The organism is Geodermatophilus dictyosporus, from assembly GCF_900115505.1.
In the GTDB taxonomy this organism is placed as follows: Bacteria; Actinomycetota; Actinomycetes; order Mycobacteriales; family Geodermatophilaceae; genus Geodermatophilus; species Geodermatophilus dictyosporus.
Map to the genome: position 1 here is coordinate 313,012 of NZ_FOWQ01000005.1, position 16,309 is coordinate 329,320.

Sequence of the window (16,309 nt, forward strand, 5' to 3'; positions counted from 1 at the left end):
CGCCGGGTTCCGGGCGGCACACCGAGCAGGCGGCGGTCGACGGATTCTTCGCCTGACCGTCAGCCGGCCGGCAGCGCGGGGCCCTCGTCCTTGAGCGCGACGCCCGAGGCGCCCAGCTCGCGCGCCGCGCCCAGCAGCGCCGCGACGGTGTCGGCGGCCTGCGCGTAGGACAGCCCGTGCGGCGGGCGGACGTTGGAGACGCAGTTGCGCTCGGAGTCCACCCGGCCCGGGCGCGGGTCCCAGGTGAGGTAGGCGCCGAGGGAGTCGGCCGAGGACAGCCCGGGCCGCTCGCCGATCAGCACGACGACGGCCCGGGCGCCGAGGGCCTGCCCGACGGCGTCGCCGAGCGCCACCCGCGCCTGGGAGGCGAGCACCAGCGGGGCCACGCGCCAGCCGGGCAGCCGCTCCAGCAGCGCGGTCACCAGCCCTGCGGCGTGCTCGTGCACCGCCCGCGGGGACAGGCCGTCGGCGACCACCACCGCGAGGTCGGCGCCGGTCCGCGGCAGCTCCGTCCCCTCCGCCAGCTGCCGGCCGAGGTCGGGCCGCTGCAGGTAGGTGGCCCGGTCGGGCGCGGCCGAGTGCACCTCCAGCAGCTCCTGCCCGGGCAGCGCGGCGCGCACCGCGTCCGGGTCCAGGGGCTGGTGCACCGCGTCGCGCGCGGCGGCGTGCGCGGCGCGGAACTCCAGCTCGCGGGCGGTGGGCAGCCCGTCGCCGGCCCGGCCCAGCGCCACCCGCGCCCGGGTGGCCGCCCGCAGCACCGTCCACGGGTCGTCGCCGGGCGGCAGCGGCCGGTCGAGCGCCTCGCTCACGCCGACGCCGCCGCGAGCAGGGCCCGCGCCGCGGGGGCGTCGGGGGCGAGCTCGCGCACCCGGCCGGCGTCGTCGAGCAGGTCCATCCGCGCCAGCCACGCCTCGAACTCCGGGGCGGGACGCAGGCCGAGCACCTGCCGGGCGGTGAGCACGTCGGTGAACGACAGCGACTGGTAGTGGAGCATCACGTCGTCCGACCCCGGGACGGCGATGAGGAACGAGCAGCCCGCGGCGCCCAGCAGCAGCATGAGGGAGTCGGTGTCGTCGCCGTCGACCTCGGCGTGGTTGGTGTAGCAGACGTCCACGCCCATCGGCAGGCCGAGCAGCTTGCCGCAGAAGTGGTCCTCCAGCCCGGCGCGCAGCACCTGCTTGCCGTCGTAGAGGTACTCCGGGCCGATGAACCCGACGACGGTGTTCACCAGCAGCGGCGCGAAGTGCCGGGCCACGCCGTAGGCGCGGGCCTCGAGGGTCTGCTGGTCCACCGGCCGCCCGCCGACGCCGAGGTGCGCGCCGGCCGACAGTGCCGAGCCCTGCCCGGTCTCGAAGTAGGTGACGTCGTCGCCCACCGTGCCGCGGCCCAGCGCCAGCGCCCCGGCGCGGGCCTCGGCCAGCAGGTCGAGGGTGACGCCGAAGCCGCGGTTGGCCTCCTGGGTGCCGGCCACCGACTGGAACACCAGGTCCACCGGGGCGCCCTGCTCCAGCGCGCGCAGCGTCGTGGTCACGTGCGCCAGCACGCACGACTGGGTGGGGATGCCGTAGCGCTCGATGACCGCGTCGACCAGCTCCAGCAGCGCCACGGTGCGGGCGGGTGAGTCGGTGGCCGGGTTGATGCCGATGACCGCGTCGCCCGACCCCTGCAGCAGCCCGTCGACGATCGAGGCGGTCACGCCCAGCGGGTCGTCGGTCGGGTGGTTGGGCTGCAGCCGGGAGGCCAGCGTCCCGGGGAGGCCGATCGTGCTGCGCAGCCCGGTGACCACCCGCGTCCGCCGGCCGACGGCGACCAGGTCGGCGTTGCGCATCAGCTTCGAGGTGGCCGCCACCATCTCCGGGGTCAGCCCCGGGGCCAGCGCGGAGATCGACGCCTCGTCGCCGGCGGCGGCCCAGGCCAGCAGCCGGTCGCGGAACTCCCCCACCGTCAGCGACGCGACCGGCGCGAACGCCGCGGCGTCGTGGGTGTCGAGGACCAGCCGGGTGACGTCGTCCTCGTCGTAGCCGACCACCTGCTCCTCGAGGAAGGTGGCCAGCGGCAGGTCGGCGAGCACGCCCTGGGCGGCGACCCGCTCGGCGGCCGACTCCGCGGCGCAGCCGGCGAGCACGTCGCCGGAGCGCAGCGGCGTCGCCCTGGCCATCAGCTCGACCAGCGTCGGGAACTCGTAGGTGTGCCCGCCGACGGTGCCGCGCCGGGCGCTCACCGGACGTCGCCCTCCGCGTCGGCGAGCAGCTCGAACTCCTCCTCCGGCGCCGAGGCCACCAGGTGGTGGCGGCTGTAGAGGGCGAACCAGGCGAGGAACACGACGTAGGCCGCCAGCGTCCACAGCGCGGCGGTGACGTCGACGAGGAAGGTGGCCACGACCGCGGCGGCGGCCAGCACCAGCGCCACCCCGGTCGTCGCCGTCCCGCCCGGGGTCCGGTAGGGGCGCGGCAGGTCGGGCTCGCGGCGGCGCAGCACGATGTGGCTGACCATCATCAGCACGTAGGACACCGTCGCGCCGAACACGGCCATGTTGAGCAGCACCGCGCCCTGGCCGGTGAGCGAGAGCGCGAAGCCGATCGCGCCGGGCACCAGCAGCGCGAGCACCGGCGCCCGGCGGGAGTTGGTCACCGACAGCGCCCGCGGCAGGTAGCCGGCGCGGGAGAGCGCGAAGACCTGCCGCGAGTAGGCGTAGATGATCGAGAAGAAGCTGGCCACCAGGCCGAAGAGCCCGGCGTAGTTGACCACCCGGGTGAGCGCGTCCGGCGCGGCGGAGGCGGCCAGCGCGTCGACCGGGGGGTTGCCCGAGTCGGCGATGGTCGACGCGCCGCCGGCGCCCGGGGTGAACACCAGCATGAGGACGGCGAGGACGACGAGCACGCCCATCGCCGCGACGATCCCCCGTGGCATCGAGCGGGCCGGGTCGCGGGCCTCCTCGGCGGCCAGCGGCACGCTCTCCACGGCGAGGAAGAACCAGATCGCGAACGGGAACGCCGCCCAGATGCCGATCAGCCCGTACGGCAGGAAGGACGACGCGCCGGCGGCGTCGGTGGGCGCGATGTCGGTCAGGTTGGCCGCGTCGAACTGCGGGACCGCCCCGACGAGGAAGACGACGAGCCCGGCGACGGCCACCACGGTGACGGCGAACATCACCTTCAGCGCCTCGCCGACGCCCATCAGGTGGATGCCGATGAACAGCGCGTAGGCGGCGAGGTAGACCCACCAGCCGTCGGTGATGCCGAACAGGCCGAGGGACTCGACGTAGGCGCCGATGAAGGTGGCGATCGCGGCGGGGGCGATGGCGTACTCGATGAGCACCGCGACGCCCGTGGCGTACCCGCCCCACGGGCCCAGCGCCCGCCGGGCGAAGGTGTAGCCGCCGCCCGCCGTCGGCAGCGCGGAGCCGAGCTCGGCCAGCCCGAACACCATGGCGGTGTACATGACCGCCATCAGCACCGTGGCGATCAGCAGGCCGCCGAAGCCGCCCTCGGCCAGGCCGAAGTTCCACCCGGCGTAGTCACCGGAGATGACCGCCGAGACGCCGAGGCCGGCCAGCAGCAGCCAGCCCGCCGTCCCCGTGCGCAGCCGGCGCCGCTCCAGGTACTCGGCGCCGACCCGCTCGGCCTCGATCCCCGCGCGCGCGGGGTGCCGGGTCGGGGTGGGACGGGCGGTGGGATCGGCGGTCACGGTGCCTCCGGCGGTCGGCCCGCCCGGCGGCGGGGAGGGCCAGCCTCGTCCCGCCCCCACCCCAGGTCAACGGGGTGCGGCGGTCGGCAACACGGTGTTCACGGGATGCCGTGCCAGCGCCCCTCGGTGGCGTTGCCGTCGGGGCGCGACTCGAACACGTTGCCCTCGGTCGGCGGCGTCCGGTGGTCGTCGGCGAGGGCGAACACGCGCAGCAGCGGCCCGACGAGCAGGTCGTAGACGGCCGGGAACAGCCGGAAGCCGAGGATGACGACGGGGTTGGCGAAGCCGGACTGGATCAGCCGCCGCGGCCGGTCCAGCCGCGCGACCACCGAGCGGGCCACGCGCTCGGGCGAGTAGATCGGGATCGGCGGGCGGCCCTTGAGGCCGATGTAGCTGCCGGCCTGCGAGTAGATCGGGGTGTTGACCCCGCCGGGCGCGACCGCGGACACGGAGATGCCGGGCACGTCGCGGGTCTCCTGCTGCAGCGTGCGGATCATCGCCAGCTGGCCCCACTTGGCGGTGGTGTAGCTGCCCATGAACGGCGTCGTCACCGACGCCAGCAGCGAGCTGACGACCACCAGGTGCCCGGCGCCCTGCCGGCGGAACACCGGGAGCACGGTGCGGGCGAGGTTGCCGGTGCCGTGCAGCGCGGTGTCGACCACCCGCTCGAAGACCTCCTTGGGCACCTCCTCCAGCTTCCCGTAGGCGACCACCTGGGCGGAGTGGACGACGACGTCGAGGCGGCCGGTGCGCTCCACCGTCGCCTCGACGGCGCGGCGCAGCGCGTCCTCGTCGAGCACGTCGGCCGGGCAGACGACGACGTCGGCGGCACCGGCCGCGCGCACCTCGGCGGCGGTCTCCTCCAGCGCCTCCCGGCCGCGGGCGAGCAGCACCAGGGAGGCGCCGCGCTGGGCGAAGAGGTGGGCGGTGGCGCGGCCGATGCCGCTGGAGGCTCCGGTGATCAGCACGGACTGGGGCATGCGCGGGACAGCTCCTCGGGCGGGGGTGGCGCCGAGGACACGACCGCAGGGCACCGCCTCGGCTCGGCGGACGCTCCCCGGCTACCCCCGCGTCCCGCCGCCCATGCCCTCCAGCAGCTGCCACAGCCGGCCGGGGCCGGTGACCTCGGCCCCGGCCGGCAGGCGGGCGCGCAGGCCGCGGTCGGCGGTGACCACGAGCACCCGGCGGCCCGCGGCGGCCAGGCCGGCGGCGGTGGCGGCCAGCGCGTCGTCCCCGCTGCCGGGCGCGCGCACCAGCCGGACGCCGGCGGGCTCCGGGACCCCGGCCGCCGCGCCCTCGACGACGGCCACCACCTCGGTCACGAGGCCGACGCCCGGGACGGCGCGGCCGGCCAGCGGGGCCAGCAGGCGCAGCAGCCGGGTCGTGGCGCCGGCGCGGTCGCGCCACCACCCGTCGGGGCGGGCGCCGACCACGTTCGCGGCGTCCACGAGCAGGACCGTCATGCCACCTCCCGCGGGTCACCCGGTCGGGCACCGCTGTTCACGATCGTCGCGACCGGGTACCTGGCCTGCACGAACGCGCCGGACGTGCCGGCGCACCCCGGCCGGGAGAACCCTCCCGCCCCCGACGAGGAGGTCCGATGGCGACCAACGACCGTACCCACCACGACCACGACGCGACCGTGACGACCGAGGGCGCGCACGTCACCCGCGGGGCGGCGCGGGACGCCGTCGCGGCGCAGCGGGCGCGGTTCGGCGGGATCAAGTGGGGCGCGGCCTTCTTCGGCTGGCTGTCGGCCAACGGGCTGGCGGTCGTGCTCATCGCGCTCCTGGCCGCGACCGGCGTGGGGCTGAGCCTCGCCGAGGTCGACGGCGTCCAGGACGTCCCGGCCGACCCGGCGAGCACCCTCGGCATCGCCGGCGGCATCGCGCTGCTGGTGATCCTGTTCCTGGCCTACCTGGCCGGCGGGTACGTCGCCGGCCGGATGGCCCGCTTCGACGGCGCGCGACAGGGCCTGGCCGTCTGGCTGATCGGCCTGCTGGTCGTGGTCGTGCTGGCGATCGTGGGCACGGTGCTCGGGGCGCAGTACAACGTGCTGCAGCAGCTCAACCTGCCGCGCATCCCGATCGACGAGGGCACCGCGACCACGGCCGGCCTCGTCACCCTGGCGGCGGTGCTGGTCGTGACGCTGCTCGGCGCGGTGCTCGGCGGCACGCTCGGCACCCGCTACCACCGCAAGGTCGACCGCGCCGGCTTCTGAGAGGACCCTCCTCCCCCACCGCTCGCCGGCTCGCGGCGGGCCCCTGCAGGAGGGCCGGTCGCGGGGCCCGTCCGGTCGCGGACGGGCCCCGCGGTCGTAGCCGGGCCATACGCTGCGGCGCATGTGCCGCAACATCCGCCCGCTGTCGAACTTCGAGCCGCCGGCCACCGACGAGGAGGTCACCGCCGCGGCGCTGCAGTACGTGCGCAAGATCAGCGGCTCGGCGCGGCCGGCGCGGGCCAACGCCGAGGCCTTCGACCGGGCCGTCGCCGAGGTGGCCGCCGCCTCGGCCCGGCTGCTCGACGCGCTGGTCACCACCGCGCCGCCCAAGGACCGCGCCGCCGAGGCGGAGAAGGCCCGCGCCCGGGCCGCGGTCCGCTACGGACGCTGAGGTCGGCGTCGGCACCACGGCGCCGGACCGGGATGCACGCTGCGGGAATGGTCCCCGGATGAGCGGGTAGGTGGCGGGCTCACCGCACCCGACCTGCTGGAGACATCCATGGCCCGCAACACCCTGTCCCGCGCCCTGCACGACCTGGGCCTGTCGGCCTGGTTCGGCGGCACGCTGGCCAACGCCGTCGCCCTCAACGCCGCCGCGTCCGAGGCCGGCAAGGACACCGGCCGCGTCGCCAACGAGGGCTGGAACCGCTGGACCCCGGTCAACGCCGCCGCCATCGGCGCCCACCTCGTCGGCAGCGTCGGCCAGCTGATCGGCAACCGCGGCCGGGTCGCCAACCAGGAGGGCGTGGCCGCCATGTCCACGCTCAAGACCCTGCTCACCGCCGCCGCGCTGGGCGTCACCGCCTACAGCCGCTCGCTGGGGCAGGTCGTCAACAGCCAGGACAACCCGTCGTCGCGGTCGGGCACCAAGCCGACCAAGCGCACCAAGGCCGAGATCGCCGCCGCGCAGGAGCAGCTGGACGCGCTGCAGTGGGTCATCCCGGCCCTGACCGGCGCGCTGGTGTGGGTCAGCTCCTACGCCGGTGAGCAGCAGCGCGCCAGCGAGGTCATCAAGGGCACCGCCCGCCGCTGACGCACCGCCGCAGAGGCACCGCCCCGGGGGGACCGCGGCCTCCGGGCCGGGCCGACCTCGCTCTCCCTCCGGCCGCCGCCCGCACGACGCGGGCGGCGGCCGTCGCGTGTCCGGCCTCCTCGCCGGGGACACTGGCGGCCGTGGCCGGACCGCACGCCCTGTCGCGCCGGCTGGACCGGCTGCTGAGGCGCGGGCGCACCCCGGGCCTCCGCACCGCCAAGACGGTGTTCGCCGCGGTGCTGGCGTTCCAGATCGCGACCTGGCTGGAGACCAGCAGCTCCCCGATCCTCGCGCCGCTGACCGCGCTGCTGGTCGTGCAGCTCACGCTGTACGAGACGCTGGCGACCGGCTGGGAGCGGATCGCGAGCGTCACCGCCGGCGTCCTGATCGCGGCGCTGTTCGCCTCCGTCGCCGGGCTGAGCTGGTGGAGCCTCGGCCTCGTCGTGGGGATCTCGCTGGTCGTCGGCCGGCTGCTGCGGCTCGGACCGCACCTGGCCGAGGTGCCGATCAGCGCGATGCTCGTGCTGGCGGTGGGCGGGGCGGAGAGCGCCGCGCTGGACCGGGTCACCGAGACGCTGGTCGGCGCGGCGGTCGGCGTGCTGGTGAACCTGGTCATCGCGCCGCCGCTCTACATCCAGCCGGCCGGCGAGGCGATCGCCGAGCTGGCCGAGCGCATGGCCGGGGTCAGCGAGGAGCTCGCCGCGGCGCTGCGCGGGCCGTGGTCGCGCGGCCTCGCCGACGAGCTGCTGACCCGCGCCCGCGGGCTGTCGACGGAGCTGGCCCGGGCCGACCGCCGGCTGGCCCGCACCGAGGAGAGCGCCCGCCTCAACCCGCGCGGGCGGGCGGCGCGCGAGGCCCAGCCCCGGCTGCGCAACACGCTGACCGCCCTCGAACGGCTTCACGTGAGCCTGCGCACCGCCGCCCGCGTGCTGCTCGACCGCACCTACTTCCTGCCCGAGGACGAGGCCGACCGCGCCTGGTCACGGCCGGCCCGGGAGGCGCTGGCCGACGTCCTGCTGGCCGTCGCCGCCACCCTGCGCGACGCCGGGGCCGTGGCGGACGGCACCGGCGCGGCCTCCGGCCCCGACCTGGACTCCCTGACGACGCTGCTCGAGCTGCGCAGCCGGCTGGCGGACGCCCTGCTCGTCGACCCTCGGGCGGATCCGGCGGCCTGGTCGCAGCACGGCGCGCTGCTCGACGCCGTGGACCTGCTGCGCGTGGAGCTGGGCACCGCGCTGCAGCCACCGTCGACCTCGTGGGCGCCGCCACCGCTGGCCGCGGCACCGCGGCGCGCCGTCCGGTGGGCGATGACCCGGCGCCCGCGCCGGTGACCGCGCTCAGGGGGCGGTGAGGACGACCGGCCCCTCGTCGGTGACCGCGACGGTGTGCTCGACGTGCGCGGCGCGCCGGCCGTCGGCGGTGACCACCGCCCAGCCGTCCTTCTTGTGCCGGTAGCGCTCCCCACCGGCCAGCAGCATCGGCTCGATGGCCAGCGTGCTCCCGGCGTGCAGCCGCACCCGGTCCAGGCCGGCCTGCGGGCGGTTGGGCACGAACGGCGGCTCGTGCATGGAGCGGCCGATGCCGTGCCCGCCGTGGTCGGGCAGGTGCGCGTAGCCGTGGCGGCGGGCGACGGCGTCGACGGCCTGCGCCACGTCCTGCAGCGTCGCGCCCGGCACCGCGGCGGCGATCCCGGCGGCGAGCGCCTCCTCGGTCGCGGCCACCAGCCGGGCGTCGTCCTCGCTGCCGGCGCCCACCCGGACGGTGATCGCGGCGTCGCCGTGCCAGCCGTCGACGATCGCGCCGCAGTCGACGCTGAGCAGGTCGCCCTCCTTGAGCCGCTGCCCGCTGGGCCGGCCGTGCACGACCACCTCATTGGGTGACAGGCACAGCGCGCCGTTGTAGGCCGTCGGCGCCCAGGCCGGCTTGTAGCCGAGGAAGGACGACGTCGCCCCGGCCTCCCGGATCGCGGTCTGCGCCAGGTCGTCGAGCTCGCGGAGCTTGACCCCCGGCACCGCCGCGGCGCGCACCACCTGCAGCGTCTGCGCCACCACGCGCCCGGCGTCGCGCATCGCGTCGAGCTCGTCGGCGGTACGGCGGGGCAGCACGCTCAGGTCCACGCTCCCGACGGTACGGCCGCGGCGCAGGTCACCCGGCGCCCGGACGGCGGACGGTGCCCGGGTCGGGCGGGGTGAAGGGCGTGTCGGGGGTCGCCACCTCCCCGGCGGTGCGGCCGGCCTCGTCGACCTCCTCGGGCCGGTCGGGCTCCTCGCCACCGACGCCGAACCCCTCGGCCGGCGGCGGTCCGCCGGCCCCGGGGTCGGCGGCGGCGATCTCGTCGGCCGGCTGCTGCTGGTGCGGCGTCATGGCTTCCCACATCGACATGCCCCTCCCCTACCCGCGTCCGGGCGAGGAGAGTGGCCGGCAGGTGACGGGCGGGTTGCCACCGGGCATCCACCGCACCTGCGGGACGGGGTCGCGGGACCCAGGGGGACGTCGGGACCCGAGGAGGAGGACCGGGACATGGCCACCACGGGATCGGGACAGCGGGCACGGCGCGGCGCGCGACCGGGTCCCGCACACAGGGCCGCCGTCGGCGGCGCCGCTGTCGACGAGCGCGCGCGGAGCCCCGAGGGCACCCGCCGGGGTTCCTCCGGTCGCGACGAGACCCACGCCGAGCGCATCGACCGCGAGCTCATGGAGCTGCTCAACGAGCTGCGGGTGGCGCTGCCGGGGGTGCAGTTCCTGTTCGCCTTCCTGCTGATCGTGCCGTTCCAGCAGGCCACGGAGCGCGCGACGGACTTCCAGCGTGACGTCTACTTCGTGACGCTGATCGCGGCCGTGGTGGCCACCGCGCTGCTCATCGCGCCGGCCGCGCAGCACCGGGCGCTGTTCCGCCAGCACGACAAGGAGGACCTGCTGCGGCGCAGCAACCGCCACGCCTTCCTCGGGCTGGTCGTGCTGGCCGTCGCGATCGTGTCGGCGGTGGTGATGGTGGTCGACTTCCTCTTCGCCCTGCCGCAGGCCCTCGTCACCGGCGGCGTCGTGGCGGCGCTGCTCGGCTGGCTCTGGGTCGGCAGCCCGGTGGTGCAGCGCGCCCGGGGCGGCGCCCGGGACGAGTGACGAGGGTCACCGGCCCAGCGCGGCGCAGATGGCCTCGGCGACGTCCTCGGGGTCCTCGTGCTCCCAGAAGCGCAGCACCCGCCAGCCGAGCGTGGTGAGCACGGCGTCCGCACGCCGGTCGCGGGCGGTGTTGGCCGCCAGCTTGGCCGCCCACCAGGCCCGGTTGGCGCGGGGCAGGTGCCCGCAGGACGGACAGCCGTGCCAGAAGCAGCCGTCGAGGAAGACGACCAGCCGCCGGCCCTTCCACACCAGGTCCCCGCGCGCCCGCGTCTGCGGGCACGGGCGCACGTCGACTCGGTAGCGGACACCGCGCGCGTGCAGCCGCCGCCGCACGGCCAGCTCGTGCGCCGTGTCCCGCCGGCCCTGCCGGCGGAACCGCGCCCGCACCACCTCGGAGGACGGCGGCGGCGCGGGTCCCGGGCCGGCACACGGATCCACGCCGAGCAGCCTGCACCGCCGCACCGACGGTCCGGACAGGTAAGGGTCACCTACCCTTCCACCCGTGACGACGACGGCGGTCCGGACGACCGCGGCACCCGGGGCGCCGCCGGCCCCGAGATGGACGCCGGTCGAGCTGCTCCCCCCGGTCGTGCTGGTGCTGCTGGCCGCCGTCCTGCTCGCCCCCGGCCACGGGCTGTGGTTCGACGAGCTGTTCACCGCCGAGGTGGGACGGCGCCCGCTTCCCGAGATCCTGCGGGCGATCGTCACCGGCGAGGGGACGACGAGCTACCTCGCCGACGTCCCGCCGTCCTACAACGCGCCCTGGTACGTCGTGGTGCACGCCTGGATGGCGCTGCCCGGCCTGGGCGGGGACACCTCGCTGCGGGTGCTGTCGGTGCTGGCCACCGCCGGCGGCCTGGCGCTGGTCACCCGCGCCGTCACCCGGCTGGCCGGGCGGCCCACCGGCGTGCCGGCCGGCCTCGTGGTGGCGACCGCGCCGCTGCTGCTCGCCCAGGCCGTCGAGGCCCGCAGCTACGGCCTCGCCGTCCTGGCCACCGGCGGAGCGCTCCTCGGGCTGGTGCGCTGGCTGCAGGAGCCGCCGCGCGGACTGCTGCTGTTCGGCCTGGCCGGCGCCGGGATGGGGCTGGCGCACTGGTACGCGGTCACGGTGCTGGCGGCGTTCGTCGTCGCGGCGCTGCTACTGCGCGGGCGGGCCGCCGTCCGCGTGGTCGCGGTGGGCGCCGCGGCGGTGCTGCCTCCCCTCGGGCTGGTCGCGCTCAACCTGCTCAACGGCACCGGCTCGCGCAACGCCGAGCACCTGAGCGACACCGGCGGCACCTTCCCCGACCTGGCCGTCGAGGCGTGGGCCGGGGGGCGCACGCCGCTGCTGTACCTGACGGTCGGGCTGGCCGTCGTCGGTGCGGTGCGCGGGGCCGGCGTCCGCGTCGTCGGCGCCTGCTGGCTGCTGGTGCCGCTGCTGCTCCTGCTCGCCGCCGAGCTGGTCCGGCCGGTCTACCACCCCCGTTACCTGCTCGCCGGGCTGGTCGGGCTCGGCGTGCTGGCCGCCGCCGGCGCCGCCGCCCTCCCCCGCGGCGCCCGTGCGCCCGTGGCGGCGGCGCTGGTCGGCCTCTCGCTGCTGGCGAGCTCGCCGCTGGCCGTGCGCGAGCCGCGCGAGCGCTCCGACGAGGTGGTGACCACCCTCGCCCGGCTGCAGCGGCCCGGCGAGCCGGTGGTCGCCGCCGACCAGCGCTCCGCCCTCGGCCTGGACCACTACGTCCGCACCCTGGCCCCGCGCCTGCGGCCCGACGTCGTCCTGCCGCCCGACGACGCGCCCGCCGACGCCGACCGCGTGTGGCTGGTCCGGCGGGTGGTCGACGGCGAGCCGGTGCCCACCGACGACGACGAGGTCCTCACCGGCGCCGGCCTGTCCCTCGCCGAGGAGCGCTCCTTCCCCGCCACCCGGACCGACCTCGTCCTGCAGCTGTGGAGCCGCTGACCGGCGCACCGATGAGTCCGCGGCCCCCACGCGGTCGGAACCGTCACACCCGTGCGCGACGGTGCGCGCACCCGAGGCGGAGAGCAGGAGGTGGGGCACGTGACGGCGTACGTCGACGCGGCGCCCGCTGGCGGGCCGGTGCCCGCGGGCGGGGAGGTCCTCGCGATCGAGACGGTCGGGCTGGTCAAGCGCTTCGGCAGCACGGTCGCCGTCGACGGGGTCGACCTGCGCATCCCGGTCGGCGGGGTGCACGGCTTCCTCGGCCCCAACGGCGCCGGGAAGACGACGACCATCCGGGTGCTCGCCACGCTGCTGCGCCCCGACGGCGGCAGCGCGCGGGTCTTCGGGCACGACGTGGTCACCGACGCCGACGCGGTGCGCGCCCGGGTGAGCCTGACCGGGCAGTTCGCCTCCCTCGACGAGGACCTCACCGGTGCCGAGAACCTGCTGCTGCTGGCCCGGCTGCTCGGGTACTCGCGGGCCTCGGCGCGCACCCGCGCCGACCAGCTGCTGTCGGCGTTCGGCCTCACCGCGGCGGCCGGCAGGCAGGTCAAGCAGTACTCCGGCGGCATGCGGCGGCGCATCGACATCGCCGCGAGCATCGTCGTGCGGCCCGACCTCGTCTTCCTCGACGAGCCCACCACCGGCCTGGACCCGCGCAGCCGCAACCAGGTCTGGGACGTCGTCCGGGCGCTGGTGGCCGGAGGGACGACGGTGCTGCTGACCACCCAGTACCTCGACGAGGCCGACCAGCTCGCCGACCGCATCTCGGTCATCGACACCGGGCGGGTGATCGCCGAGGGGACGCCCGGCGAGCTCAAGGCGTCGGTGGGCTCGGGCACGCTGCACGTGCGGGTGCTCGACCCGGCCCGCCGGCCCGAGGCGCGGCAGCTGCTCGAGCGGGTGCTCGGGGTGCCGGTCACCGAGGACGGCGACCCGGCCGCGCTCACCGCTCGGGTCCCCGACGGCGCGCCCACCGCCCGCGCGCTCACCGCCCTGGAGGAGGCCGGCCTCCCGCTGGCCCAGTTCGCCCTCGGCCAGCCCAGTCTCGACGAGGTCTTCCTCGCCCTCACCGGCCGGCCCGCCGACCGCACGCCCGACCCGGAGGAGCAGCCGTGACCACCCTCGACGGCACCCGGCCCGCCGTGCCCGCCGCACCCGACACCGCCGCCGTGCTCGCGGCCCTCGGGTCCGGGGAGCGCCCCCGCCCGCAGGGCCCGCTGGCCGCCTCGACGACGTTCGGCTGGCGCACGCTGCTGCGGATCAAGCACGTCCCCGAGCAGCTGTTCGACGTCACCGTCTTCCCGGTGATGCTCACGCTGATCTTCGCGTACCTCTTCGGCGGCGCCCTGGCCGGCTCGGTCGAGGCCTACGTGCAGTTCTTCCTGCCCGGGATCCTCGTGCAGAGCATCCTGATGATCACGATGTACACCGGCGTCGCGCTCAACACCGACATCGAGAAGGGCGTCCTCGACCGCATCCGGTCGCTGCCGGTGTGGCGGCCGAGCGCGCTGGTCGGGGCGCTGCTGGGCGACGTCGTCCGGTTCGTGCTGGCCTCGGCGGTCGTGCTGTGCCTCGGCCTGGTGCTGGGGTTCCGGCCCGGCGGCGGGCTGTCCGGCGTCCTCGCCGCGGTGGGGCTGCTGCTGGTGTTCGCCTTCGCGCTGGGCTGGATCTGGACCTACCTGGCGCTGCGGCTGCGCACCCCGCAGGCGGTGATGGGCTGGAGCATGATGGTGCTGATGCCGCTGACGTTCGGCAGCAACATCTTCGTCGACCCCGCCACGATGCCCGGCTGGCTGCAGGCCGTGGTCGCGGTCAACCCGGTCAGCTCGCTGGTCACCGCCGTCCGCGGGCTGGTGCACGGCGAGGCCGCCGGCTCCGACGTGCTGCTGGTGCTGGGGTGGGCGGTCGCCCTGGTCGCCGTGCTCGGGCCGCTGACCATGCGGCGCTACGGCAACCGGGCCTGAGTCAGCGCCGGCGCGCCGCCCACCACAGCGAGCGCAGCGACTGGCGCAGCCGCGCCCGCGCCGTCCACGCCGAGGAGCCCTCGGGACGGCGGTCGCGGGCCACCGGCACGCTGGCCAGCGGCAGCCCGGCGCGGCCCGCGGCGAGCACCACGCTCGGCGCGTCGCCGCCCAGCACCAGGTCGACGACGGCCGAGCGGACGGCCGGGCCCAGCGCGAGGAAGGCGCCCGCGTCGGGCGGCAGGCCGGTGAGGCGGGCGGCGAGCCGGCGGTGCAGCGTCCCGGTGAGCCGCCGCACCGGCGACTCGTAGCGGCCGCGCCGCCCGGCGAACACCGCGCCGACGTCACCGCGGGCGAGCCGGTCGAGCAGCCGCGGCACCGCCTCGGGCGGGTCCTGCAGGTCGGCGTCCAGGCACACCCAGACGTCGGCGTCCTCGGCCAGCAGCCCGGTGGCCAGTGCCCGGTGCTGGCCGACGTTGGCCGTCAGCCCGGTGACGCCGATGCGCGCGTCGGCGGCCAGCTCCGAGGCCACCTGCAGGCTGTCGTCGGGCGAGGCGTCGACCACCAGCCGCAGCCGCCAGTCCCGGCCCGCCAGCGCGGCGGCCAGCCGGTCGGCCAGCGGGCGCAGCGTGGCCGCGTTGCCGTACACCGGGACGACGACGGCGACCCGCGGCCCGCTCAGCCCGCCGCCCATGTGCGCGCCAGCCCCTCCTCCAGCCCGACCGCGGGCACCCAGCCGAGCGCGGCGCGCGCCGCCCGCGGGTCGCACACCCAGTCGGTGGTGTCCCACACCCGGCCCGGGTGGGCACCCGCCGCCGTGGCGATCGGCCGGCCGGTGACCCGCTCGGCGGTGGCGACCAGGTCGGCGACGCCGGTCTGCACGCCGGTGCCGATGTTGAGCACCGCGCCCGGCGGCAGGTCGTCGGCGAGCGCGGCCCGCACGCAGGCGTCGACGACGTCGCCCACCCACACCCAGTCGCGGCGGCTCACCGCGCCCGGCAGCGGCACGGTGCCGCCGGTGCGGGCGGCGTCCAGCACGACCGGCACCAGCCGGGTGGGGTGGTCGCCGGGCCCGTAGACCTGGAAGGCGCGCAGCACCACGGCCCGCACGCCGCGCTCGGCGGCGGCCGCCTGCAGCAGCAGCGACCCGGCGGCCTTGGTGGCACCGAAGAAGCCGCGGGGGCGCAGCGGCGCATCCTCGGCCAGCGGCGCGGGCCCCGCGGCGTACTCGGTCGAGGAGCCCAGCCGGACCACCGCGCGGCAGCGGTCGGGCAGGGCGTCGACCAGCCACGGGCTGGTGTTGACCGCCACGGTCGCGGCCCGCTCCCCCGGCGTCGCCTTGGCGCGGCCGGCGGCGAGGGAGAAGACGACGTCGGGGTCGGCGGCGCGCACGGCGGCGGCCGCGGCCACCGGGTCGGCCAGGTCGACGTCGGCGCGGGTCAGCCCGGTCACCGACCAGCCGTCGGCACGGAGCCGGTCGGCCAGGTGCCGGCCGACGAACCCGCCGCCGCCGGTGACCAGCGCCCGGCCGCTCACGCGGGCAGGGCCACCGGGACCGGGGCGCCGGCGCCCTCGACCGCGGCGACGAAGGCCGCGCGCCGCTCGGCCACCGTGAGCGGGCCGGCGAGGGCGAGGTCGGCCAGCGAGGCCAGCAGCAGCGGCACCTCGCGGTAGGGGTCGCGGCCGGCCAGGTCGGCGGTGAAGGAGCGGCGGAGGAAGGTGAAGTCGGTGCCCAGCCGCACCAGCTCGGCGGCGAGCAGGTCACCGGGCACGGGGAACCCGCGGCCGGGCAGCGTCAGGCCGCCGACGCCGAAGGGCTGCCGCACGTGCGCGCGGACGGCGTCGACCGTGCCGTCGACCAGCGGGCGGAACAGCTCCCGGGACCGGCGGTCGATGCGCAGGTCGTTGAGGCCGACGTAGAGGCGCGACAGCGGCCGGCGGGCCAGCTCGGGCACGCGGTCGACGGCGTCCTGGGTCTCCACGAGGATGCCCAATCCGCAGCGGCCGGCGACCAGGTCGAGGGTGCGGTCGACCTCCTCGGGCGTGCGCACCATGGGCAGCAGCAGCTCGTCGGCCCCGCGGGCGACCGCGTCGTCCACCTCGCCCGCCGTCCAGGGGCCGTAGCCGTTGACGCGGCAGAGCAGCCGGCCGTCGGTGGCCGCGCGCATGCGGGCGAGGTCGTCGGCGGTGTCGCCGTTGATCTGGGTGCCCTCGCCGGCCTGGCGGCGGGCCTTCCCGCGGCGCTCCCAGTCGACGACGATCCCGGCCGCACCGGCGGCGACGACGTCCCGGCCGAAGCCGGGGTCCACGGTGAAGAGGAGCAGGTCCACGGCGGTGAGCTTAGGCAC

The 16,309-nt window shown here is 77.0% G+C and carries 19 protein-coding genes; 8 read left to right on the plus strand and 11 right to left on the minus strand.

Annotated elements, in window-relative coordinates; translation table 11 throughout:
- Nucleotides 1–59: 59 nt before the first annotated feature.
- From eutC to BMZ33_RS14460, 5 genes are all read right to left on the minus strand, one after another.
- Nucleotides 60–809 (minus strand): ethanolamine ammonia-lyase subunit EutC, encoded by a 750-nt coding sequence (eutC, locus tag BMZ33_RS14440; protein WP_091111689.1) that lies wholly within the window; start codon nucleotides 807–809, stop codon nucleotides 60–62.
- A complete protein-coding gene (locus BMZ33_RS14445) occupies nucleotides 806–2,221 on the minus strand; it encodes an ethanolamine ammonia-lyase subunit EutB (RefSeq protein WP_091111692.1) in 1,416 nt (471 codons plus the stop codon). The genes eutC and BMZ33_RS14445 overlap by 4 nt, the downstream gene beginning before the upstream one ends.
- Nucleotides 2,218–3,687, minus strand: a complete 1,470-nt coding sequence (eat, locus tag BMZ33_RS14450; protein WP_169064339.1) for an ethanolamine permease — start codon at nucleotides 3,685–3,687, stop codon at nucleotides 2,218–2,220. The genes BMZ33_RS14445 and eat overlap by 4 nt, the downstream gene beginning before the upstream one ends.
- Nucleotides 3,688–3,785: 98 nt before the next feature.
- Nucleotides 3,786–4,667: an SDR family NAD(P)-dependent oxidoreductase gene (locus BMZ33_RS14455; RefSeq protein WP_091111695.1), complete on the minus strand. Its 882-nt coding sequence runs from the start codon at nucleotides 4,665–4,667 to the stop codon at nucleotides 3,786–3,788.
- An 81-nt stretch (nucleotides 4,668–4,748) separates the two neighbouring features.
- On the minus strand, nucleotides 4,749–5,150 hold the full coding sequence (locus tag BMZ33_RS14460; protein ID WP_091111698.1) for a hypothetical protein: 402 nt from the start codon (nucleotides 5,148–5,150) through the stop codon (nucleotides 4,749–4,751).
- 137 nt (nucleotides 5,151–5,287) lie between these two features.
- On the opposite strand from BMZ33_RS14460, the gene BMZ33_RS14465 reads away from it, so the two are divergent.
- The 4 genes from BMZ33_RS14465 (at nucleotide 5,288) to BMZ33_RS14480 (ending at nucleotide 8,272) form a co-directional block, all read left to right on the plus strand.
- Nucleotides 5,288–5,908: a hypothetical protein gene (locus tag BMZ33_RS14465; protein ID WP_091111701.1), complete on the plus strand. Its 621-nt coding sequence runs from the start codon at nucleotides 5,288–5,290 to the stop codon at nucleotides 5,906–5,908.
- A gap of 121 nt (nucleotides 5,909–6,029) precedes the next feature.
- The gene (locus BMZ33_RS14470; RefSeq protein WP_091111703.1) at nucleotides 6,030–6,299 is read left to right on the plus strand and encodes a DUF2277 domain-containing protein; all 270 of its coding nucleotides are present in this window, start codon (nucleotides 6,030–6,032) and stop codon (nucleotides 6,297–6,299) included.
- A 108-nt stretch (nucleotides 6,300–6,407) separates the two neighbouring features.
- Complete coding sequence (locus BMZ33_RS14475; protein WP_091111706.1) at nucleotides 6,408–6,941, plus strand: hypothetical protein; 534 nt, start codon at nucleotides 6,408–6,410, stop codon at nucleotides 6,939–6,941.
- Between the two features lie 140 nt (nucleotides 6,942–7,081).
- Entirely contained in the window at nucleotides 7,082–8,272 is a 1,191-nt protein-coding gene (locus tag BMZ33_RS14480) for an aromatic acid exporter family protein (protein WP_091111708.1), read from the plus strand.
- Between the two features lie 6 nt (nucleotides 8,273–8,278).
- On the opposite strand, the gene map is transcribed toward BMZ33_RS14480, so the two are convergent.
- Complete coding sequence (gene map, locus BMZ33_RS14485) at nucleotides 8,279–9,058, minus strand: type I methionyl aminopeptidase (protein ID WP_169064340.1); 780 nt, start codon at nucleotides 9,056–9,058, stop codon at nucleotides 8,279–8,281.
- A gap of 28 nt (nucleotides 9,059–9,086) precedes the next feature.
- A complete protein-coding gene (locus BMZ33_RS14490; RefSeq protein ID WP_091111711.1) occupies nucleotides 9,087–9,323 on the minus strand; it encodes a hypothetical protein in 237 nt (78 codons plus the stop codon).
- 138 nt (nucleotides 9,324–9,461) lie between these two features.
- Between BMZ33_RS14490 and BMZ33_RS14495 the strand changes: the two genes are divergently transcribed.
- A complete protein-coding gene (locus tag BMZ33_RS14495) occupies nucleotides 9,462–10,061 on the plus strand; it encodes a DUF6328 family protein (RefSeq protein WP_169064341.1) in 600 nt (199 codons plus the stop codon).
- A gap of 6 nt (nucleotides 10,062–10,067) precedes the next feature.
- Here BMZ33_RS14495 and BMZ33_RS14500 read toward each other — a convergent pair whose 3' ends face one another.
- Nucleotides 10,068–10,499, minus strand: a complete 432-nt coding sequence (locus tag BMZ33_RS14500) for a very short patch repair endonuclease (RefSeq protein ID WP_169064342.1) — start codon at nucleotides 10,497–10,499, stop codon at nucleotides 10,068–10,070.
- Between the two features lie 64 nt (nucleotides 10,500–10,563).
- Between BMZ33_RS14500 and BMZ33_RS14505 the strand changes: the two genes are divergently transcribed.
- From BMZ33_RS14505 to BMZ33_RS14515, 3 genes are all read left to right on the plus strand, one after another.
- Complete coding sequence (locus BMZ33_RS14505) at nucleotides 10,564–11,997, plus strand: glycosyltransferase family 39 protein (protein WP_091111712.1); 1,434 nt, start codon at nucleotides 10,564–10,566, stop codon at nucleotides 11,995–11,997.
- A 99-nt stretch (nucleotides 11,998–12,096) separates the two neighbouring features.
- Nucleotides 12,097–13,116, plus strand: coding sequence for an ATP-binding cassette domain-containing protein (locus BMZ33_RS14510; RefSeq protein WP_169064343.1), 1,020 nt, complete (start codon nucleotides 12,097–12,099; stop codon nucleotides 13,114–13,116).
- On the plus strand, nucleotides 13,113–13,964 hold the full coding sequence (locus BMZ33_RS14515) for an ABC transporter permease (protein ID WP_169064344.1): 852 nt from the start codon (nucleotides 13,113–13,115) through the stop codon (nucleotides 13,962–13,964). The genes BMZ33_RS14510 and BMZ33_RS14515 overlap by 4 nt, the downstream gene beginning before the upstream one ends.
- Before the next feature lies 1 nt (nucleotide 13,965).
- On the opposite strand, the gene BMZ33_RS14520 is transcribed toward BMZ33_RS14515, so the two are convergent.
- The 3 genes from BMZ33_RS14520 to BMZ33_RS14530 are packed head-to-tail and all read right to left on the minus strand — an operon-like array spanning nucleotide 13,966 to nucleotide 16,291.
- Nucleotides 13,966–14,655 carry a glycosyltransferase gene (locus tag BMZ33_RS14520; RefSeq protein ID WP_091111714.1) on the minus strand — a complete coding sequence of 230 codons (690 nt, stop codon included), beginning with the start codon at nucleotides 14,653–14,655 and terminating at the stop codon, nucleotides 13,966–13,968.
- Entirely contained in the window at nucleotides 14,640–15,497 is an 858-nt protein-coding gene (locus tag BMZ33_RS14525; RefSeq protein ID WP_091111716.1) for an NAD-dependent epimerase/dehydratase family protein, read from the minus strand. Before BMZ33_RS14525 ends, BMZ33_RS14520 begins: the two co-directional genes overlap by 16 nt.
- Nucleotides 15,494–16,291, minus strand: a complete 798-nt coding sequence (locus tag BMZ33_RS14530) for an aldolase (RefSeq protein ID WP_169064345.1) — start codon at nucleotides 16,289–16,291, stop codon at nucleotides 15,494–15,496. The genes BMZ33_RS14525 and BMZ33_RS14530 overlap by 4 nt, the downstream gene beginning before the upstream one ends.
- Nucleotides 16,292–16,309 lie beyond the last annotated feature (18 nt).